The sequence below is a fragment of the Streptomyces sp. NPDC033229 genome (genome assembly GCF_055576875.1).
Genome location: NZ_JBVIQR010000001.1, coordinates 134,497 through 154,783 on the forward strand (window position 1 = coordinate 134,497; position 20,287 = coordinate 154,783).

Consider the following 20,287-nt stretch of genomic DNA (forward strand, 5'->3'; position numbering starts at 1 on the left):
CATGAACAACTCCGTAAGCAGTACGTTCCGCGTGGTGGGGGCGGGGCTGCGGGCCCTGCTCGTCCTCACGCTGGTCTGCGGCGTGATCTACCCGCTGGTCGTCACCGGTGTCGCCCAGGCCGTCTTCCACGACAAGGCCAACGGTTCCGAGGTGACGGCCGACGGCAGGTCCGTCGGCTCCGAACGGCTCGGCCAGCGCTACGACCTCGACAAGAAGGACAAGGACGGAAACCCGCTGCCCGATCCCAAGTTCTTCCAGCCGCGCGCCTCCGCGGCCGGCGCCAACACCGAGAACACCCAGTACAAGATCCTGGTGTCCGGCGCCTCCAACCTCGCCGCCGACAGCAAGGTCCTGCTGACCGGCGTCGAGCAGCGCCGCGCGGACGTCGCGGCTTTCAACGGCGTCTCCCCGTCCTCGGTCCCCGTGGACGCCCTCACCGCCTCCGCCTCCGGTCTCGACCCGGACATCTCCCCGGAGTACGCCCGCCTCCAGGCCGAGCGCGTCGCCAAGGCCAACGGCCTGTCGGCGGCCGCGGTCCGCAAGCTCGTGGAGGACCACACGGACGGCCGCGTCCTGGGGTTCATGGGCAACGAGCGCGTCAACGTGCTCAAGCTCAATATCGCGCTGCGGAAGCTCGCCACAGCGTAGGACGGCGGGGAAACGTCGTGAGGGGCCGGCAGCTTTCGCTGTCGGCCCCTCACGCGTCGGCGCGGCCTCGGTCAGGGCGCGGTCCGCCGGTCCGGGCGGGGGGCCTGGAAGACGCAGCCGGCGTAGGCCTTGTTGTCGTAGGAGATCACGTCGGCCCGGTCGGTGGGCAGACCCCGCAGGAAGGCGCCCGCGTACTGCCGGCCGATGAGGAAGGCACCCCAGTTGAGGGCCCAGGGGGAGTGGCCGGCCGCGCTCCGGTCGGGGAACTCCTCGGGGCTCGGGGTGACCAGTTCCTGTACGACGTATTGGCCTTCCGCCGCCCGGGACAGGGCCGTCGCCCACTCCTGGTCGCCGACGCTCCGGCCGAGCACGGTGCCGACACCGCCGAGACCGTGCGAGGGCTTCAGCACGAGGTCCTCGCGGCGTCGCGCGCAGTACGCGAGCAGGTCCACCTCCTCGCCGCGGACCGAGGCGGGGCCCTGCCGCAGTTCCTGCGTCCAGGGCAGGAACCGCTCGACCAGGGCCCGTTCGGACCGGTCGTAGGTGTCCCGGCAGCGCTCCTCCCACAGCATGGCCAGCGCCCGCTTGTTGCCGTGCATGGAGGTGCGCAGCGGGGACACCACCGGGGTACCGCACCGCGCGAAGGCGTCGAGGAGTTCCTCGGCCCGGGCGAGGGAGGCGGCGTCGGCGGTCAGCTCGCCGAGCGTGAAATAGCGGTGGACGACGTCGACGGGGCGACCGTCGGCCGTGATCCGGCCGCCGGTCTCCCGTACTTGGCCCGTGTGACAGGGGACGGCCTCGATGCCGTACCGCTCCAGCAGCGCGGCCAGGGCGCGGATCTTGGGTTCCGTCTTGCGGTACCCGGGCCACCAGTCCATGAGTGCGACCGTGGGGGTCCCCGCACCGGATCCGGCGTCCTTCGCCGTCGCGTGCAGGAGATCGGCGAGCGCGCCGACGGCGTCGGGGAAGGTCAGGTCCTCCGTCGCCGCGAAGTCGGCCAGCCTCTCGTCCCCCAGCAGCAGCCGGTTGAGTTCGGGGGTGTCGAAACCGCCGAGCGCGCTGCTGATGTTGAACTCCAGCAGCCGGAAGCCCGTGGTGTCGTGGTAGAGGTCCGCGCGGCCGATCCTGGCGGGCTCCGGGACGGGGGGCCGCAGGGCGATCCGCGCCTGTTCGGGGCGCAGCCCCACCGCGGCGGCGAAGGCGTGCGCGTCGCCGTCGAAGAGCCGGTCCGGCAAGGAGAACAGCAGGTCCAGCACGCCGTTCAGGTCGCTCTCCAGGAGATCCGCCTCCGCGGCCTCCAGAAAGGCCGGGCGGGTCAGGAAGCGGTCCTCCAGCGCTCCGTGCACGGCCTTGAGCCGGGCCTGGTCCGGCGACTTCGGCCACACCGCGCCCGCACCGGCGGGCGAGGCGAGATACCGCTCGGTCAGGGAGTTGCGGACGGCGGGGGCGGGGAGGGCGGCAGGGGTCATCGGCCTTCTCGGCTCTCGGTGCTGGGCTGGGCGGAGGGGGTGGTGCGCAGGGTGACGAGCGCGAGCGCGTCGCGGGCCCGCTTCAGGGCCTCGTCGGGCGTCGCGGCCACCGCGGTCACCGAGCCGCACCGATCACCGGATCCGCGCAAGGGGGACACGGTGTCCCCGGCCCGGGTGCCGGGGGACACGGACACGACTCCCGGCCGGGCCGCGGCCGCTTCCCAGCCGGAGACCTCGGTGGCGACTCCGGGGGTGGCCGTCAGGAACCAGGTCGCGGCGGCGCCCGCCGGGTCCGCCGCCGGGGCGGGAGGCTCGGCACCGGCGATCCGGGCCGCCAGGAGATCCCGGATGTCGACGCCGCGGACATGGCGGACGAGGTCCACGATGCCGTCGCCACCGGGCCGGTTGTGCGACTCCACGACGCGGGGTCCGTTCGCCGTGAGGATCAGCTCGGTGTGGGCGGGCCCTTCGACGAAACCCATCCCGTCGAGGAACCGGCGGGTCGCCTCCTCGAGCGCGGTGCGATCGTCCGCGCCGATCCGCGCGGGGATGACGTGGCCGATCTCGACAGCGCCCGCAGCGGTGAACTTCTCGGTGAGGGCGAGGACTTGGTGACGCCCCTCGTAGGTGAACGTCTCGACGCTGAACTCCGGGCCGTCCAGGAACTCCTCGGCGAGCAGGACCCCCGGCAGGGCGTGGACCCGCTGTCGCGCGGAGCGGACGGCGTCCTCATCGCGCACGATCGCGATGTCCTCGCTCCCGGAGCCGTCACGCGGTTTGAGGACGACGGGCAGGCCGACCCGGGCCACGAACGCGTCCACGTCGCCGGGCGTGTGCATCAACCGCGCCCGTACGGCGCCCTGCTCCATGAGGGACTCGGCGCGCAGCCGCATCAGCGACTTGTCCTTGAGGGCCCGTACGGTGTCCAGCGGATTCCCGCCGAGGCCGAGAGCGTCATTGATCCGGGCGGCGGCCGTCAGGAACCGCTCCCGCACGGTGACCACGCGGTGCAGCGGGACCACCTGGTGCAGAGCCACCGCCCTGCCGACCCAGTCGTCCTCCGGGCCGTCGAGGAGCCACGCCTCGTCGCAGGCGTCGCGGTGCGCGGGGGTGAACTCGTCGGGCGTACCGCCGTAGACGACGTGCATGCCGTGACCCCGTAGGGCCTTCGGCAGCCGGGTGCCACCACCGAGGACCAGGACCGACGGGCCCCGCTGGTGCGCTCCGGCCGGCACAGGTACCGCGGGTGCGGACGAGAAGGCGGTCATGCTGACTCCCGTACGGGTAGAGGTGTGGGGATGAGGCCCGGGGCGGCGGCGGCGCGTTCCGCCCGACGGGCGGCCGGGGGCACGGCGGCGGACGCCGCCGCGACGACGAGACCGAGCAGCAGCCATCCGGAGACGGGCCGCCAGTCGGGGCCGTCGGCCAGGCACACGGTGGTGACCACCATGGGGGCCAGCGCCGCGGTGGCTCCCCGGCCGAGCGAGAAGAAGCCCTGGTACTCACCGTGCGAGCCCGCCGGGGCGAGTTCGTAACTGAGCCCGTAACTGCCCGCCGACTGCCACAGCTCGCCGGCGGTGTGCAGCACCATGCCCGCGACGAGCAGCAGGACGGACACCGGTGCGGAGTCGGTGAAGGCGGTGCAGGCGATCACCGCCCAGCCGGCCCACAGCACCCAGCCGGAACGGCGCACCGCGGCGGCCGCGGTGGGCACCACCCCCGTGCCCCGCGAGAAGGGGACCTGGAGGAGGACGACCAGGACGGTGTTGGCCATGATGACGGCGGAGATGCTCCACTGCGGGGCGCTGCTGTGGCCGGCGATCCACAGCGGCAGAGCGAGGGACAGCACGTCGTAGTGAATGCTGGTGATCCCGCACAACACGGTGACCAGGGTGTACGGCCGGTCGCGCAGCACCGCGCGGCGCGGCGGGGCGGACGGTCCGCCACCGGCGCCCTCGTCCGAAGCCGCCGCGGCCGGTGGAACGCGCAGCAGGGGCAGCGCGGCGCAGACATAGCTCGCGGCGTTGACGAAGACCACCGTGAGGTAGGCCGCGCGTGAATCGGCGGCCAGGGCGAGGGCGGCGAGCGCGGTGCCGAGGCTCAGGCCGATGTTGGTCACCGACTTGAGCACGGCGCGCAGCCTGACCCGCTCCTCGCCCGCGCCCACGTTGCCGATGACGGCACCCCGGGCGGCGTTGCCTCCTCGCTGCGCGAGCGCAGCGACCGTACTGACCAGCACGAACGCCCACAGGGAGTGCACCAGGGCGAACGAGGCGGTGGCCGCCGCCTGGCCGAGCAGCGTGACGGCGTAGGTGCCCCTCGGCCCGAAGCGGTCCGCGATCCGCCCGATCGGTACGGCGGCGGCCAGCCCGATCAGACCGGCGACCGCGAGCCCCATCCCCACCTCGGTGGGGGCGAGCCCCACCGAGCGGGTGAAGAACAGCGCGCTGACCGGCAGGAAGAGGCCGCTGCCGGTCTGGCCGACCAGGGTGGAGAGGGCCAGTGCGCGGGGCGCCCCGGGGGCGGGCAGCAGCGCGCGGATCCGGCCGCCCCGTACCGTGTTCGCGTCAGGCACGGTCACTCTCGTCGGCTTCGAGCTCCGCGAGCTTCTCCAGGACGAGTTCCGCGTGGCGCCCGGGCTCGGGCACCGGGTGCAGCACGGCCCGTACGGTGCCCGCACGGTCGAGGATCACCGCGGCGCGGGCGAAGAGCGTGCGGTCGCCGGCCGTCACCTCGGGGACGCCGAGTGCCCGGCCGAGCGTCAGCTCGCCGTCGCCCACGAGCGGATACCCCAGTTCGCGCTCTTCCGCGAACGCGGCCAGGTGTCCCGGGGCGTGTGCGCTGACGCCCAGCACCCGGACATCGGCCCGCGCGAGGCGGGCGGCGTCGTCGCGTACCGAGCACAGGCCGGTCGTGCAACCGGCCAGCTCGGGAAGGACCTCACCGATTCCCGGCTCGGTGATGAAGAACAACGCGGTCCACCGGTGGCCGGGGGAGGGAACGGCCGTCGGGCCTTCGGTCGTCAGGGCGGTGATGTGCATGGAGGGTTCCTCGATGTCGGATGTGCGGGAGCGGGTCGCGGTCAGACGGTCTCGGCGTACCGCTCGATCTCCCAGGGGGTCACGAGACGGTGCCATGACGCCCAGTCGGCCGCGGAGTTGCGGACGAGGGCATCGGCGGCGAGCTCACCCAGGGCCCCGCGTATGGTGCCGTCCTCCTCCAGGGCCCGCAGCGCGGCCGGGAGGTCCGTGGGCAGCGGAAGGATGCCGCGCGTGGCGAGGGTGTCCGGCGTCAGCAGGTCGGCCGGCTCCTCGCACGCCTCGGGCAGCTTCAGAGCCCGGTCCTGGCCGTCGGCGAACGCGGCGAGTACGCCCGCGAAGAGCAGGTGGGGGTTGGCCGCCGGGTCGGGGCTGCGCATCTCCAGCCGGACGGAGCGGGGCACCGCGTTGTCCCCGACGACCTTGAAGGCCGTGGATCGGTTGTGCCGGGCCCAACTGCGGTGCACCGGAGTGCCGGAGGCGGGCACGAGCCGCTTGTAGGAGTTGACGGTCGGGTTGCCCAGCGCCGTCAGCGCGGGTGCGTGGTCCAGTACGCCGGCGAGCGAGTCGCGGAAGAGAGCGGACATGCCGTCCGCGTCCGTGCCGTCGTGGAACAGGGCCCCGGACGGGGCCTCGGTGCCCTCCAGGGAGACATGGACGTGCAGGGCATTGCCGTAGAGGTGGGCGAGCGGCTTGGGCATGAAGACGGCGGACATACCGCGTCGGCGGGCCATGACCCGCGCCGTGTGCTTGAGCAGCAGCAGCCGGTCCGCGGTGGTCAGCGCGTCACCGTGGCGGAAGACGAGCTCACGCTGGCCCGCGCACACCTCGTGATGGTGCCCGTCGACGGTGAAGTCCATCGCCGCCAGGGCCTCGGCGATGTCCCGGCAGACCTCGTCCGCCTCCTCGTCGACGCTCACGTCCCAGTAGCCGGCACCGTCGGCCGGCTCGCCCGCACTGCCGGGGGTGCCGGGCCGCAGCAGGTAGAACTCGGCCTCGACGCCGAAGACGGGACGCTGCCCGCGGGCCTCCGACGCCCGGACCGCCTGCCGCAGCACCGCGCGGGGGTCCGCGGCGAACGGCCGGCCGGCGGTGTCCAGGACATCGCAGAAGACCATGCCGACGGCGCGCCCGGACACCGTGGTCCACGGCCGCCGCACATACGTCGACGGGTCGGGAACCAGGCGCAGGTCGCTGTGTTCCGGGTCGCCGTAGCCCAGCAGCACGGACCCGTCGAGGGTCCAGCCGCCGTCGCGTACCTCGGCCCAGCGGGCGGCGGGGATCTCCAGGGTCTTGAGGCGCCCGGCGATGTCGGTGAAGAGCAACTGGACGAAGTCGACGTCCTGGACGAGGCGGGTGTTCGGTGAAGACGCGGTTTTCGAAGAGACGGTCTTCGGTGTGGATGCGGTCATCGCTGTACGGCTCCCCAGGTGTCCATGTGGTTCAGGCCGGACGCGGTGACCCGCTCGGCCGTGCGGTGGTCGGGCCGGTCCTCGGCCACCGCGGTGTCGTCGGTGTGCACGCCCGGGGCGTACAGGGCCAGCACCCGGTCGGAGAGCAGGCCGAGAGAGCTCAAGTTGGGGAAGCCCGGGCCTTGCGCCAGGGCGGCCAGGTTCGGCAGGTGCAGCGGCGCGGGCAGACCGGCCACCGCGAGGGAGGCGTCGATGGACCGCTCGACGCGTTCGCGGGTCACGGCCCCGCCGAGCGCGGCCCACAGCGCGTCCTCGGCCCGGGGGCCGAGCAGCCGGGTGAACCACAGCGGGTCACCACCGGTCGCGTCGACGACCAGGTCGGCCCGGTGCGTCCGGTGCTGCCCGCCGTAGGCGATCTCCACGGCCACCTGGTCGTCGGCGGGCTGCGTACCGACGACACGGCCCGGCTCCCAGGAGACGTTGGTGGTCAGCGCGAGATCGCTCTGAATCTCCTGTGAGAAGACCGCGCGGTCGGTGCGGCGGATGAACTCCTGCCGGTCCGCCTCGGACAGGCCGGCCCAGCCGGTGGGGTCGCTGTAGTAGCGGTTCTCGAAGGGGCTCTCGCCCCGGCTGTAGAGCGTGGCCCGGGGAGCGACGACGGTGACCTTGCGGTCCTGGCCGAGGGCGAGTTCCCGCACGATCGTGCCCGCGGTCTCACCCGCCCCCACCACGACCACGGTCCGGGCCCATTCCGGGAAGCCCTCCACGGCGAGCCGCCAGAAGCCCGCGGTGTCCAGCACCCGGGCCCCGTCGGCCGGCAGCACGCCCGCGGCCGGGCCCGGCCCGGAGACCAGGAGGCCGCAACCGTGCACCGAGTGGGGTGCCGTCCCGTCGTCGACGGTCAGCGTCCAGCCGCCGTCCTCCAGTTCGGCGGCGCGGACCTCCCCGGTGACCGTGCGCAGGCCGGCCCGTTCGGCCGCCCACTGCAGGTAGTCGGCCCACTCCCGGTGGCTCGGCTGGGGTCGGCTGCGATCGATCCAGCGCGCGTACAGCCCCTGGTCGAGCAGATGACTGGCCCAGCTGAAGCCGGCCATCCGGCGGGCGATCTCACCGGTGACCGGATCCCGGGGCTCTCCCCAGGCGGTGCAGTCGTACGGAAAGCCGAGGTCCTTCTCGGGGAGGGTGCCGAGCCGCTGCTTGCCGTTGGTCCAGCCGCGCCCCGCCAGCCAGTTGGCGGCCGTGCGGTCCCGCTCGACGGCGACGACCTCGGGGACGTCGAAGCCGACGGCGCGCAGCACACTCGACTTCACGGCGAGGGCGATGGCCTTGGGGCCTGCGCCGATCACCAGGAGGGGAGCGCCACCGCGGCCGATGGTGCTCCGGTTCCCGGCCGCGGGGGCCGGGGAAAGCGTTGATGACTGTGACATGGTCGCTCCTGCTCAGAGAAAACGGGCAGGATCGAACGCGGAGGGTATCCCGTTCCCCTGACCGCCGCGGATCCGTTCCGCCAGTTGTTCCGGCATGACCTGCGAGTACGGCATGCCGTGGCCGTTGAACGCCGCCATCACCCACAGGCCCTCGGTGCCCGGCCAGGCGCCGACCAGCGGGCAGCGGTCCGGGGTGAACGCCATGACGCCGCTCCACGCCCGGACCACCGGCACGCCGGTGGCCTCCGGCAGCAGCGCGGGAAGGGCCTCGGCCAGTCGGCCGGCCAACTCGGGCGAGAACGCCGGAGTGTTGTCGTCCGCCGGCAGATCGATGCCCTCGTCCCGGCCCGGGACCGTGTTGCGCAGACCACCGATGAGCAGCGAGCCGTCCGGGGCCTGCCCGCCGTACACGAGGCCCCGGTCGAGCCCCCACTGCGGAATGCGGAAGGGCACGGGGGCGGTCTGGACCAGCTGGCCGCGCACCGGCGTGATGACCGTCGCGAGCTCCGGCAGCAGCCGGGGCGTCCAGGCGTTGAGCGCGACGACCACCTGGTCCGCGATCACCTGACCGGCGTCGGTGGTGACGACCCACCCGCCGCCGTACACCGCCTCCACGGACGTCACGGTGATGCCGCACGCGAACTCCGCGCCGCCCCGCGCCGCCGCGTCCGCCATGCCCCGTACGTAGGCCACGGAGTGGACCGCGTCCTGGTCCGGTCGGTACAGGCCGCCCAGGACGGTGTCCGGCAGGTCGGTGCCGAACACCCGGCGCGCCGCCGGGAGGTCCAGCCAGTCGGCGGCGATGCCGTCCGCCCGCAGGGCCTCGGCGGTCCGCTTCAGTTCGTCGGCCTCGTCCTCGCGGACGGCGAGGTCGAGCTTGGTGGTGGGGAAGCGGGTCGCCTCCAGCCCCTCCCGCGCGGCCACCTCGCGCACCAGGTCCCGGTTGACGAGGGTGGCCCGGTAGATGGCCAGCGCCTCGGCATGACCGAACTTCTCGATGGCGAGGGCGTGCTGGGCGTTGCCGCCCTGGATCAGCCGTCCGGCGTTACGGCCCGAGGAGCCCATGGCCGGGCCGGGATTGCGCTCCAGCACCAGGGGCCGCAGCCCGGCCCGGGCCAGCCAGTAGGCGAGCGTCGAGCCCATCACACCGGCACCGAGCACACAGACGCCGGTGCGCCGAGGCAGTGCCGCGTTGCTTCCGGTCCAGCCCGGTCCGGTGTCCAGCCAGTAGGAATCAGGGGATCGCATGGAAGTCCTTGTCGAGAGGTCGTCTGCCATCAGGTCCAGCACTCCGAACTGGGCAGACGGCGGGCGGGGGGTTCGCCGGGGGCAGCCGGGGAGGTGACGACCGAGACCATCGCGGCGATGCGCTCGGCACGCTCGACGGCGGTCGCCGTGTCGTCTCCCACGGCGATGACATAGCCGAGACGGTGCAGATTGGTGGTGACCGGTTCGACGACGTCGCCGGGCCGGGTCAGCAGCACCAGCCGCTCGCGCGCGGGGTCGAGCCGGGCGGACGCCTCGGCGACCCCGTCGACGCGCCGGACCACGCCGGGCTCACCGGTCAGGAAGCGGATCGCCGCGCCCGAGGTGAAGGTGCTCCGGGCGAGGGCGTCGGTGTCGACCTCCCGTCCCAGGGCGAGGTCCGCGGCGATGCCGTAGACGTCCACCCCGCCGGCGAGCCGGATGAGGTCCGGAATGCAGTCCCCGGCGGGCCGGGGGTTGACCTCGATGATCCGGGGGCCGTCGGCGGTCAGGATCATCTCGGTGTGCGCGATGCCGTGGTCGTAGCCGACGGCCTTCAGCGCGGCCGCCGCGGTCTGGGAGACCTCGGCGTTCGACGCTCCGCAGAGCCGGGCCGGCACGGCCTGGCCGAGCTCGACGAACGACTCCCCCCGGGTGCTCAGCTTCTCGGTGCAGGCCACGACGACCGTGCGGCCGCCCACGGTGACCGTCTCGACGCTGATCTCCGCGCCGATCAGTTCTTCCTCGGCGAGGAGGCTGCCGGACTTGGTGAACGGCGCCGCCGCCTCCCAGGCCGCGTCGAGTTCCGCCGCGTCCCCGGCCCGGACCACGCCGCGCCCGGCCGAGGAGTCGGCGGGCTTGACGATGAGGGGGAACGTCAGACCGTCGACTGCCGCCCGCCGGTCCGCCGGGTCGGTGACGGCCGCGTCGAGCACCCGGAAGCGCGGGCCCGGCACCCCGCACTCCGCGAAGCGCTCCCGCGCCCAGGTCTTGTCCGTGAGGTTCCGCAGGGTGCTCGGCGAGCACCCCGGCAGGCCGAACTCCTCGGCGAGCCGGGCCACGAGCGGCAGGGTGGAGTCGAGGAACCCGATCACACCCTTCTCACCCGGCGCCGCCACGAGGGCGGCCCGGCAGGCTTCGTACATCTCCTCGGCGGGGCGCTCCGGGGAGAGCGGAATCTGTTGTTCCGCCAGTCTCAGATAGGCCGCGGTGGCACTTTCCGCCACGGCCAGCCCGATATCCGTCCGGGCGGTCCAGGAGGCCAGTGCCTGTTCGCGCAAGCAGCCCACACGGACCAGCAACAGGAGGGCTTTCGCGTCCATTGCCCAACTTTCGTTTCGTTCAGGGGAGGTCATCGATCAAGGGAGGTCATCGACGCTCGGGGGAGGTCATCGACGTTCAGGGGGCGTCGATGTCCGGGGGAAGTCATCGACGTTCACAGCGGGGCATCGACGTTCGGGGGAGGACGTCGACGTTCGGGGGAGGTCGTCGACGGCGCCCGCGGTGGTCACCGGGGCCGAGGTGCTGTTCGCCGCCAGGGCGAGTTCGCGTCAGTACGAGAGCGGTGCGCGCGAGGTGCGGACCGCGCCGACGAGGGGGCCCGGGCGGAGCGTCGACCGCCGGGCCGACGGGCATCGCCCCGGAGCGGCCCGCGCCGAAGGGGTGAGGGCCGGGCCGGGGACGGCGGCGGTCCCGGCGGCGAGCACGGTGGTGCGGTGGTGGAACGTATGGATGGGAATTCCCTTGAGCGTGATGGTGCTGCAGACGCCCGGTTCGCTGGCAATCTGCGCCTGACCTGCAGGCATGTATGACTCTGAGGTCCGCCGCTAACGTTTGGCTGACGTTCCGCTGGCGCCCGGCTACCTGGGGTTCACCTGGAGTTCATCCCAGCGTCGAGGCGCTTCCGGTGGGCGGGGGAGCCCGGTCGCCGACCGTCCCGAATGATCGTCACACCTCGCCGATTCCGCTGTACGTTCGATCACGCCAGGGCACTCTGGGGACGTGGCCTCTCTCCCGCTCCAGCCCCAAGCCGACCCCGCCGCACCGCACATGGTGGTCTGCGGTGACGACGGACTCGTCCACCGGCTCGCGGCCGAACTCTCCGGCGTCTACGGCGAGCGCGTCACCGTCGTCCTGCCGCCCGCCCGCGACGGCCGTCCGCGGCCGGCCGCCGCGGCGGGCCGGGCCGCCACGCTCCTCGGGCGGGTGACCGGTGCCGTCGGCCGCGCCTCCGGCGTCAACGGCACTGCCGGAGCCACGGGTCCGCTCGGCGCACCCGGCGCTCTCGTACGGATCGTGGAGGCCGCCGAGCCCGACGACGAGGCGCTCGCCGAGGCCGGGGTCGACCGGGCCGCCGCCCTCGCCCTCGTCTATGACGACGACGAGACCAACATCCACGCGGCCCTGCGGGCCCGTCGCGTCAATCCCCGGCTGCGTCTGGTCATCCGGCTCTACAACCGCCGTCTCGGCCAGTACCTGGAGGAACTCCTCGACCAGGCCGCCCAGGTGGGGACGGGCGACCTCGGGGGCACCCCGGCCGAGGCCACCACCACGGTCCTGTCGGACGCCGACACCGCGGCCCCCGCCCTGGTCGCCGTGGCCGTCTCCGGGCACAGCAAGGTCGTCGAAGCGGGCGGGCTGTTCCTGCGAGCCGTCGAGAGACCGCCCCTGCGCCCCGGCGCGAGCACGCCACCGGGCACCCGCACCCTCGCCCTGCTCCCCGCCCCGGGCTCCGACGCGGGGCCCGTCATGCTGCCCGGCGCGGAGGAGGAACGATCCGCCGCCGGGCGCGGCCGGATCGTCCTGGAAACCGTCCGCTACGCACCCCCGCCGCAGCCGCCCACCCGCCTCACGTCCCGCGGCCTGCCGCTCGGGTCCTTCTTCTCACGCCGGCTGCGCTGGGCGCTGATCTGCCTGGCGGCCGCCGTCTGCGGACTGGCCGTCGCCTCCTGGCTGGTCTCCGACGAGGACCCGCCACACGCCGCGTACCTCTCGCTCCTCGACCTCTTCGCCATCAACGACCCGGCCGTCGGCGAGCCCCTCGGCCGCCAGATCCTCCAACTCCTCTCCGGGCTCACCGGCCTGCTGCTCCTTCCCCTGCTGGTGGCCGCCGCCCTGGAGGGACTCGGCACCTTCCGCTCCGCCTCCGCGCTGCGCCGCCCGCCGCGCGGCCTGGCCGGCCATGTGGTGCTGCTCGGCCTCGGAAAGATCGGCACCCGGGTGCTGGCCCGGCTGCGCGAGCTGGATATCCCGGTGGTCTGCGTGGAACGCGACCCACAGGCCCGCGGTGTCGCGCTCGCCCGCTCGCTGCGCGTGCCCACCGTCATCGGCGACGTCACGGAGGAGGGCGTGCTGGAGGCCGCCAAAATCGGCCAGAGCCGCACGCTGATGGCGCTGACCAGCAGCGACGTCACCAACCTGGAAGCGGTCCTGTACGCCCGCTCGGTCAGGCCCGACGTCCGCGCCGTCATGCGGCTGTACGAGGACCGGTTCGCCAAAGCCGTCTACCGCACCCTGCGCGACTCCCACCCCCGGGCGTGGACCCGCAGCCGCAGCGTCTCCTACCTGGTCGCGCCCGCCTTCGCCATGGCGATGATGGGACGTCAGATCCAGGGTGCGGTCCCCGTGGAGCGCAAGGTGATCCTCATCGCCGTCCTGGAGGTCGGAGCCCACAGCGCGCTGCGCGGCCGCACCGCGGCCGAGGCGGTCGAACCGGGAGCCTGGCAGGTACTCGCCCTGGCCCCCAACCCCACGGACCCCCACCCCGCCCCGCTGTGGGACCCCCCGCCCGACCGCGTCCTGCGCCCCGAGGACCGCGTCGTCCTGGCCGCCACCCGCCAGGGCCTGGCCGACCTCCTGGGCCGCGGCCCGCGTCCCCGCGCGGGGGTCGGGTGAGCCGCCGCGCAGCGGCTCAGGGCTGCCCCGCATGCGGCCCGACGGGCCGCGTCACCACACGTCGCCGGGACGCCAGTCGCAGGTCAGCCCGGTGTCCGGGTCGATCTTCGCGGTGACCGGCAGGACGTAGATGCCGCCGTCGTCCTCCTCGGTGCGTGTGATGCCGGTGGGGGACATGACGGCGGACGGGCCGCGCCATATCTGCCAGCCGCGGGCGGTGTAGAAGGGCACGGCGTCGTCCGAGGCGCTGAGGGCGCCCAGCTCGTACGCGCCGCGCAGGACCCGCTCCAGCTCGTCCATCACCGCCGCGCCGTGGCCCTGGCGGCGGCGGTCCGCGCGGACCGCGACGCCCTCCACGTAGCCGGTGCGCAGCGCGCGGCCCCCGTGCAGCATGCGGCGCTGCACCAGCGAGCCGTGGCCGATCAGCTCGCCGGCGTCCAGGACGAGGGCGTGCACACCGCCCACGGTGTGGTCCCAGTCGTCGTCGGAGAAGTCGCCCTCGAAGGCGTCGTCCAACAGGGCGCGGATCGCCATCAATTCGGCGTCGGTCAGGTCGGAGGTGTGCGCGGTGCGTACATCGGTCATTCGGATTGTCCTCAAGGGCGTCAGAGGGTTGTCAGGAACCGATCCGCGTCATTGTGCGCGCCCCGCGAAGCGGATTGCATGTCATTTAGGCACGATCCCCTCACCCCCGGACGGACCGTGCCCGATCATGCCTCGCCCCGCCGAGCGGCACAGGGGCGAGCGCCAGGCGGCCGAAGTCACGGGAGGAGGGCGTCAGAACTGCGTCAATACCTGATGTGAGAGCACCCCGCGCCCCATTTGTCCAAATCTCTGGCCGTAAGGTCGACCCTGCGCGGCCGTGCAGCACACGACTCGGAGAAACCGGCCGAACACCGCCGCGCATCCTGAAAGACAATGGGGCCCATGGGACGCGGCAAGCTTCGTATCTACCTCGGCGCGGCACCGGGCGTCGGCAAGACGTACGCGATGCTCTCCGAGGCCCACCGCCGGGTCGAGCGCGGTACCGACGCCGTCGTGGGCTTCGTGGAGCACCACGGACGCCCCCGGACCGAGGTCATGCTGCACGGCCTGGAGGAGGTGCCCCGCCGTGAGCTCACCTACCGAGACTCCGTCTTCACCGAAATGGACGTGGACGCGCTCCTCGCCCGTCGGCCGGCCGTCGCCCTCGTGGACGAACTGGCCCACACCAACGTCCCCGGTTCCCGCAACACCAAGCGCTGGCAGGACGTCGAGGAGCTGCTGCAAGCCGGCATCGACGTCGTCTCCACCGTCAACATCCAGCACCTCGAATCGCTGGGCGACGTCGTGGAGTCGATAACAGGCGTGCGGCAGCGCGAGACCGTGCCCGACGAGGTCGTACGGCGCGCCGACCAGATAGAGCTGGTCGACATGTCGCCGCAGGCGCTGCGGCGCCGCATGGCGCACGGCAACATCTACAAGCCGGACAAGGTCGACGCCGCCCTCTCCAACTACTTCCGGCCCGGCAACCTGACCGCGTTGCGCGAGCTCGCCCTGCTGTGGACCGCCGACCGCGTCGACGAGTACCTGCGGCAGTACCGCACCGACCACAGCGTCTCGACCATCTGGTCGGCCCGCGAGCGGATCGTCGTCGGCCTCACCGGCGGCCCCGAGGGCCGCACCCTCATCCGCCGTGCCTCACGGATGGCCGCCAAGGGCTCCGGCAGCGAGATCCTCGCCGTCTACATCGCCCGCAGCGACGGCCTGACCTCGGCCTCGCCCAAGGAGCTGGCCGTCCAGCGGACGCTGGTCGAGGACCTCGGCGGCACCTTCCACCATGTGATCGGGGACGACGTGCCCGCTTCACTGCTGGAGTTCGCGCGCGGCGTCAACGCCACCCAGATCGTCCTCGGCTCCAGCCGCCGCAAGAACTGGCAGTACATCTTCGGCCCCGGCGTCGGCCAGACCGTCGCCCGGGACTCCGGGCCCGACCTCGACGTCCACATCGTCACCCACGAGGAGGTCGCCAAGGGCCGGGGCCTGCCCGTCGCCCGCGGCGCCCGCCTCGGCCGGGGCCGCATCCTGGCCGGCTGGCTCGTCGGCCTGGCCGGGCCCGTCCTGCTCAGCCTGGTCCTGACGAACTTCGGCCCGGACCTCGGCCTCGCCAACGACATGCTGCTGTACCTGTGCATGACGGTGGCGGCCGCACTGCTCGGCGGCCTGCTGCCCGCCCTCGCCTCGGCCGCCTTCGGCTCCCTGCTGCTGAACTACTTCTTCGTCCAGCCGGTGCACCGGCTCACCATCACCGACCCGAAGAACATCGTCGCCATGGCGATCTTCGCCTTCGTCGCGGTCTCCGTGGCCTCCGTCGTGGACGTGGCCGCCCGCCGCACCCACCAGGCCTCCCGGCTGCGCGCCGAATCCGAGATCCTCTCCTTCCTCGCGGGCAGCGTCCTGCGCGGCGACACCAGCCTGGAGGCGCTCCTGGAGCGGGTCCGGGAAACCTTCGCCATGGAATCCGTCGCCCTGCTGGAGCGGGCCAGCGAAGTGGACCCCTGGACCTGTGCGAGCAGCGTCGTCACCAGCACCGGCAAGCCGCTGCTGCGCCCCGAGGACGCGGACGTGGACATGCCCGTCGGCGACAACATGGCGCTCGCACTCGCCGGCCGGGTGCTGCCCGCCGAGGACCGCCGGGTACTGGCCGCCTTCGCCGCCCAGGCCGCGGTCTTCCTCGACCGCCAGCGGCTCGTCGGCGAGGCCGAGCGGGCCCAGCAGCTGGCCGAGGGCAACCGCATCCGCACCGCCCTGCTGGCCGCCGTCAGCCACGATCTGCGGACCCCGCTCGCCGGGATCAAGGCGGCCGTCACCTCGCTGCGCTCCGACGACGTCGCCTGGTCGGAGGAGGACGAGGCCGAGCTGCTGGCCGGCATCGAGGACGGCGCCGACCGCCTCGACCACCTGGTCGGCAACCTCCTCGACATGTCCCGCCTCCAGACCGGCACCGTCACCCCGCTGATCAGAGAGATCGACCTCGATGAGGTGGTCCCCATGGCGCTCGGCGGCGTCCCCGAGGGCAGCGTCACCCTGGACATCCCCGAGACGCTCCCGATGGTCGCCGTCGACCCCGGGCTGCTGGAGCGCAGCGTCGCGAACATCGTCGAGAACGCCGTGAAATACAGCCCCGACGGCAGAGGCGTCCTCGTCGCCGCGAGCGCCCTCGGCGGTCGTGTGGAGGTACGCGTCGCCGACCGCGGCCCCGGCGTGCCCGACAGCGCGAAGGACCGGATCTTCGAGCCCTTCCAGCGGTACGGGGACGCGCCGCGCGGCGCGGGCGTCGGTCTCGGCCTCGCGGTCGCCCGGGGCTTCGCCGAGGCCATGGGCGGCACGCTCGCCGCGGAGGACACCCCCGGCGGTGGCATGACCATGGTCCTCACCCTGCGGGCCGCCGCCGGCCGCCCGCCCGTACGCCCGGACCTCCCGGCCCAGGCCACCTCATGAACCCGGCGGCCGGCCCACGCCGGCACCGCCGTGACCACTGCGCGGAGCCGGCCGCAGGCCGCCGCCCCGCACCGGGGGACCACCCCCGGACGACCAGCCGATACCCCGGGCCCCGTGGCGGGGCCCGCACGAACAGCAGAGGTGGTTCCGCATGAACCGGGTGCTCGTGGTCGATGACGAGCCGCAGATCGTCCGCGCGCTCGTGATCAACCTCAAGGCGCGGAAGTACGAGGTCGACGCCGCGCCCGACGGTGCCACCGCCCTTCAGCTCGCCGCCGCCCGCCACCCCGACGTGGTCATCCTCGACCTCGGCCTGCCCGACATGGACGGGGTCGAGGTGATCAAGGGGCTGCGCGGCTGGACCCGGGTGCCGATCCTGGTGCTGTCCGCCCGCCAGACCTCGGACGAGAAGGTGGAGGCGCTCGACGCGGGCGCCGACGACTACGTCACCAAGCCCTTCGGCATGGACGAGCTGCTGGCCCGGCTGCGGGCCGCCGTGCGGCGCGCGGAGCCCACCGGCGCGGCGGCCGCCGGGGACGACGCGATCGTCGAGACGGAGGTCTTCACCGTCGACCTCGCCGCGAAGAAGGTCAACCGCGGCGGGCGGGACGTACGCCTCACCCCGACCGAGTGGCACCTCCTGGAGGTGCTCGTACGCAATACGGGCCGTCTTGTCAGCCAGAAGCAACTGCTCCAGGAGGTATGGGGGCCCTCCTACGGCACCGAGACCAATTACCTGCGGGTGTACATGGCGCAGCTACGGCGCAAGCTGGAGCTGGATCCGTCGCATCCCAAGCACTTCATCACGGAGCCGGGGATGGGGTACCGGTTCGAGGTGTGACCGCAGCCCGTCCGGCGATTGAGGACAAGAAGGTCCACCGGGGCAGGGCTCGTCCGGACGTGATCCCGCCCGGAGGGCGCCCGGTACGCTGGTTTCATGAGCGCCGTACCCCGTTCCGAGAAGCCGACCGGCCGTTTCCGCCGGATGCTGGACCGGCTGTCCACCTCCCAGGAGGAGCTGCACTCCGCAGAGCTGCAACAGGACGCGGAAGCCGTGGGCTGCACGAAGATATGCGACTGCGGCGACCGACAGATAGTGAAGGTCACCGGCACGCTGCGCACGGTCACGCTCCGGCCGCGCGCCGGAGTGCCCGCGCTGGAGGCCGAGCTGTTCGACGGCTCGGCCGCGCTCGACGTGGTGTGGCTGGGACGCCGCTCCATCGTCGGCATAGAGCCCGGCCGTAAGCTGATCGCCTCCGGCCGGATCTCCATGAGCCGCGGCCGGCGCGTGCTGTTCAATCCCAAATATGAACTCCGACCGCTCGGACAGGAGTAGCGGGTGACGTCTCTCGACAAGCCGAACGACCAGCAGAGAGAGGCCGCCGACGCACGGTCGGCGACCGAAGCCGCCCTTTTCGAGGCGTTCGGCGGTGTGCGGGGCATGGTGGAGACCACCCTGCCCGGCCTGGTCTTCGTCGCGCTCTACACGGTCAAGCGGGACATCCATCTCGCGGCGATCGCCGCACTCGGCCTGTCCGTGCTGCTCGTGGCCGTGCGGCTGCTGCGCAAGGACACCCTCAAGCACGCCTTCAGCGGGGTGTTCGGGGTTGCCGTCGGCGCGGTCTTCGCGATGATGTCCGGCGACGCCAAGAACTTCCATCTGCCCGGCATGATCTACACCTTCGGGCTGTCCCTGGGCTACATCATCTCGGCCATCGCCGGATATCCGCTGATCGGCCTGATCCTCGGCCCGGTGTTCAAGGAAAACCTCTCCTGGCGCACCCGCAACCCCGGCCGCAAGGTCGCCTACATCAAGGCCAGCTGGGCCTGGGGCCTGATCCTGCTCCTCAAGTCGGCGGTGCTCTTCCCGCTGTACTGGTGGGGTGACGCCACCCAGCTGGGCTGGGTCAGGATGGCCCTCGGCATTCCCCCGATGCTGCTCTCGGTGTATCTGACCTGGATCTTCCTCTCCAAGGCTCCGCCGCCGATCGACGTGTTCGCGGAGATGGAGGCGGAGGAGGCCGCCGAGCGGGCGGCGAAAGCCGCGAAGGCCCAGGGCCCCGGGGGCGCCGTCGTCGGCGCGCACACCGACGGTCCCCTCGGGGGGATCGTGACCGGCACCGGCGAGCGGTCCCACGACTCCTCACCGCCACGCTGAGCCGCACCGCCCCCACCGATTCACCACCGCTGCATGACGAGCTGCATGACGAAGGGCCCCGGGAATCGCTCCCGGGGCCCTTCGTCATGCACGTACGGCAGCGGTCCCGCTCAGCCGGTGACGTCCTCGCGGCGCACCGACAGCAGGTCCTCCAACTGCTCCTCCCGCGCGGGGGCCGCGACGAAGAGCAGCTCGTCGCCCGCCTCCAGCACGTCCTCCTTGTTCGGGGTGAGCACGCGGGTGCCGCGGATGATGGTGACCAGCGCGGTGTCCTCCGGCCAGTCCACGTCCCCGACCCGGGTGCCGGCCAGCGCCGCCTCCGGCGGCAGCGTCAGCTCCACCAGGTTGGCGTCGCCCTGGCTGAAACGCAGCAGCCGCACCAGGTCGCCGACGCTCACGGCTTCCTCGACCAGCGCCGACATCAGACGCGGGGTGGAGACGGCGACGTCCACGCCCCAGGACTCGTTGAAGAGCCACTCGTTCTTCGGGTTGTTCACCCGGGCCACGACCCGGGGGACCCCGTACTCGGTCTTGGCGAGCAGCGAGACGACGAGGTTGACCTTGTCGTCACCGGTCGCCGCGATCACGACGTTGCAGCGCTGGAGCGCCGCCTCGTCGAGCGAGGTGATCTCGCAGGCGTCGGCCAGCAGCCACTCCGCCAGCGGCACCCGCTCCACCGAGATGGCCGAGGGCGCCTTGTCGATGAGCAGCACCTCGTGCCCGTTCTCCAGCAGCTCACCCGCGATGGACCGGCCGACCGCACCGGCTCCGGCAATAGCAACCCTCATCAGTGCGCCGCCTCCTCGGGACCGGCGGAGAACGCCGCTTCGACCTTCTCGACCTCGTCGGCACGCATCATCACGTGCACCAGGTCGCCTTCCTGCAGGACCGTCGAGGACGTCGGCAGCATGGCCTCGCCCATCCGGGTGAGGAACGCCACCCGTACGCCCGTCTCCTCCTGCAGCTTGCTGATCCGGTGGCCGACCCAGGCCTCCGAGGCCGGGACCTCGGCGAGCTGGACGCCGCCGGTGGGATCGCGCCACAGCGGCTCCGCCCCGGACGGCAGGAGCCGACGGAGCATCTGGTCCGCCGTCCACCGCACGGTGGCCACGGTCGGGATGCCGAGCCGCTGGTAGACCTCGGCGCGGCGCGGGTCGTAGATCCGGGCCGCCACGTTCTCGACGCCGAACATCTCGCGGGCCACCCGGGCCGCGATGATGTTGGAGTTGTCGCCGCTGCTCACCGCGGCGAAGGCGCCGGCCTCCTCGATGCCCGCCTCCCGCAGGGTGTCCTGGTCGAAGCCGACGCCGGTCACCCGCCGACCGCTGAACCCGGAGCCCAGACGCCGGAACGCCGTCGGGTCCTGGTCGACCACGGCGACCGTGTGTCCCTGCTGCTCAAGGGTCTGGGCGAGGGCCGAACCCACTCGCCCACAACCCATGATCACGATGTGCACGACGACGCCCCCGTGCTCCGGACTACCGCGTTGACCTGCACCAACACCCTGCTCACATC

Annotated in this window: 18 protein-coding genes; 6 read left to right on the top strand and 12 right to left on the bottom strand. The window is 72.7% G+C overall.

Features of this window, described 5'->3' with window-relative positions:
* Position 1: 1 nt before the first annotated feature.
* The gene (gene kdpC, locus ACZ53N_RS00555; RefSeq protein ID WP_469138792.1) at positions 2–649 is read left to right on the top strand and encodes a K(+)-transporting ATPase subunit C; all 648 of its coding nucleotides are present in this window, start codon (positions 2–4) and stop codon (positions 647–649) included.
* A 71-nt stretch (positions 650–720) separates the two neighbouring features.
* On the opposite strand, the gene ACZ53N_RS00560 is transcribed toward kdpC, so the two are convergent.
* From ACZ53N_RS00560 to ACZ53N_RS00600, 9 genes are all read right to left on the bottom strand, one after another.
* Complete coding sequence (locus ACZ53N_RS00560) at positions 721–2,118, bottom strand: hypothetical protein (RefSeq protein WP_469138793.1); 1,398 nt, start codon at positions 2,116–2,118, stop codon at positions 721–723.
* Positions 2,115–3,386: an ATP-grasp domain-containing protein gene (locus ACZ53N_RS00565; RefSeq protein WP_469138794.1), complete on the bottom strand. Its 1,272-nt coding sequence runs from the start codon at positions 3,384–3,386 to the stop codon at positions 2,115–2,117. The genes ACZ53N_RS00560 and ACZ53N_RS00565 overlap by 4 nt, the downstream gene beginning before the upstream one ends.
* Positions 3,383–4,693 carry an MFS transporter gene (locus ACZ53N_RS00570; RefSeq protein ID WP_469138795.1) on the bottom strand — a complete coding sequence of 437 codons (1,311 nt, stop codon included), beginning with the start codon at positions 4,691–4,693 and terminating at the stop codon, positions 3,383–3,385. The genes ACZ53N_RS00565 and ACZ53N_RS00570 overlap by 4 nt, the downstream gene beginning before the upstream one ends.
* Positions 4,686–5,159, bottom strand: a complete 474-nt coding sequence (locus ACZ53N_RS00575; protein WP_469138796.1) for a redoxin domain-containing protein — start codon at positions 5,157–5,159, stop codon at positions 4,686–4,688. Before ACZ53N_RS00575 ends, ACZ53N_RS00570 begins: the two co-directional genes overlap by 8 nt.
* Before the next feature lie 41 nt (positions 5,160–5,200).
* Positions 5,201–6,568 carry a glutamine synthetase family protein gene (locus tag ACZ53N_RS00580; RefSeq protein ID WP_469138797.1) on the bottom strand — a complete coding sequence of 456 codons (1,368 nt, stop codon included), beginning with the start codon at positions 6,566–6,568 and terminating at the stop codon, positions 5,201–5,203.
* On the bottom strand, positions 6,565–7,995 hold the full coding sequence (locus ACZ53N_RS00585) for a SidA/IucD/PvdA family monooxygenase (RefSeq protein ID WP_469138798.1): 1,431 nt from the start codon (positions 7,993–7,995) through the stop codon (positions 6,565–6,567). The genes ACZ53N_RS00580 and ACZ53N_RS00585 overlap by 4 nt, the downstream gene beginning before the upstream one ends.
* Positions 7,996–8,007: 12 nt before the next feature.
* Positions 8,008–9,243 carry an NAD(P)/FAD-dependent oxidoreductase gene (locus ACZ53N_RS00590; RefSeq protein ID WP_469138799.1) on the bottom strand — a complete coding sequence of 412 codons (1,236 nt, stop codon included), beginning with the start codon at positions 9,241–9,243 and terminating at the stop codon, positions 8,008–8,010.
* Positions 9,244–9,272: 29 nt separating this feature from the next.
* Positions 9,273–10,562, bottom strand: a complete 1,290-nt coding sequence (locus ACZ53N_RS00595; protein WP_469138800.1) for an ATP-grasp domain-containing protein — start codon at positions 10,560–10,562, stop codon at positions 9,273–9,275.
* 228 nt (positions 10,563–10,790) lie between these two features.
* Complete coding sequence (locus ACZ53N_RS00600; protein ID WP_469138801.1) at positions 10,791–11,045, bottom strand: hypothetical protein; 255 nt, start codon at positions 11,043–11,045, stop codon at positions 10,791–10,793.
* Between the two features lie 244 nt (positions 11,046–11,289).
* On the opposite strand from ACZ53N_RS00600, the gene ACZ53N_RS00605 reads away from it, so the two are divergent.
* Positions 11,290–13,134 (top strand): NAD-binding protein, encoded by a 1,845-nt coding sequence (locus ACZ53N_RS00605; RefSeq protein ID WP_469139023.1) that lies wholly within the window; start codon positions 11,290–11,292, stop codon positions 13,132–13,134.
* 51 nt (positions 13,135–13,185) lie between these two features.
* Here ACZ53N_RS00605 and ACZ53N_RS00610 read toward each other — a convergent pair whose 3' ends face one another.
* Positions 13,186–13,719, bottom strand: a complete 534-nt coding sequence (locus tag ACZ53N_RS00610; protein ID WP_469138802.1) for a GNAT family N-acetyltransferase — start codon at positions 13,717–13,719, stop codon at positions 13,186–13,188.
* Between the two features lie 342 nt (positions 13,720–14,061).
* Between ACZ53N_RS00610 and ACZ53N_RS00615 the strand changes: the two genes are divergently transcribed.
* The 4 genes from ACZ53N_RS00615 (at position 14,062) to ACZ53N_RS00630 (ending at position 18,772) form a co-directional block, all read left to right on the top strand.
* The gene (locus ACZ53N_RS00615) at positions 14,062–16,614 is read left to right on the top strand and encodes a DUF4118 domain-containing protein (RefSeq protein ID WP_469138803.1); all 2,553 of its coding nucleotides are present in this window, start codon (positions 14,062–14,064) and stop codon (positions 16,612–16,614) included.
* 151 nt (positions 16,615–16,765) lie between these two features.
* On the top strand, positions 16,766–17,455 hold the full coding sequence (locus ACZ53N_RS00620; RefSeq protein WP_130881757.1) for a response regulator: 690 nt from the start codon (positions 16,766–16,768) through the stop codon (positions 17,453–17,455).
* Between the two features lie 96 nt (positions 17,456–17,551).
* Positions 17,552–17,950: an OB-fold nucleic acid binding domain-containing protein gene (locus ACZ53N_RS00625; RefSeq protein ID WP_165451691.1), complete on the top strand. Its 399-nt coding sequence runs from the start codon at positions 17,552–17,554 to the stop codon at positions 17,948–17,950.
* Between the two features lie 3 nt (positions 17,951–17,953).
* Positions 17,954–18,772, top strand: a complete 819-nt coding sequence (locus ACZ53N_RS00630) for a DUF3159 domain-containing protein (protein ID WP_469138804.1) — start codon at positions 17,954–17,956, stop codon at positions 18,770–18,772.
* 110 nt (positions 18,773–18,882) lie between these two features.
* Here ACZ53N_RS00630 and ACZ53N_RS00635 read toward each other — a convergent pair whose 3' ends face one another.
* Positions 18,883–19,560 (bottom strand): potassium channel family protein, encoded by a 678-nt coding sequence (locus ACZ53N_RS00635; RefSeq protein WP_356453746.1) that lies wholly within the window; start codon positions 19,558–19,560, stop codon positions 18,883–18,885.
* Positions 19,560–20,228, bottom strand: a complete 669-nt coding sequence (locus ACZ53N_RS00640) for a potassium channel family protein (RefSeq protein WP_469138805.1) — start codon at positions 20,226–20,228, stop codon at positions 19,560–19,562. Before ACZ53N_RS00640 ends, ACZ53N_RS00635 begins: the two co-directional genes overlap by 1 nt.
* Between the last annotated feature and the right edge of the window lie 59 nt (positions 20,229–20,287).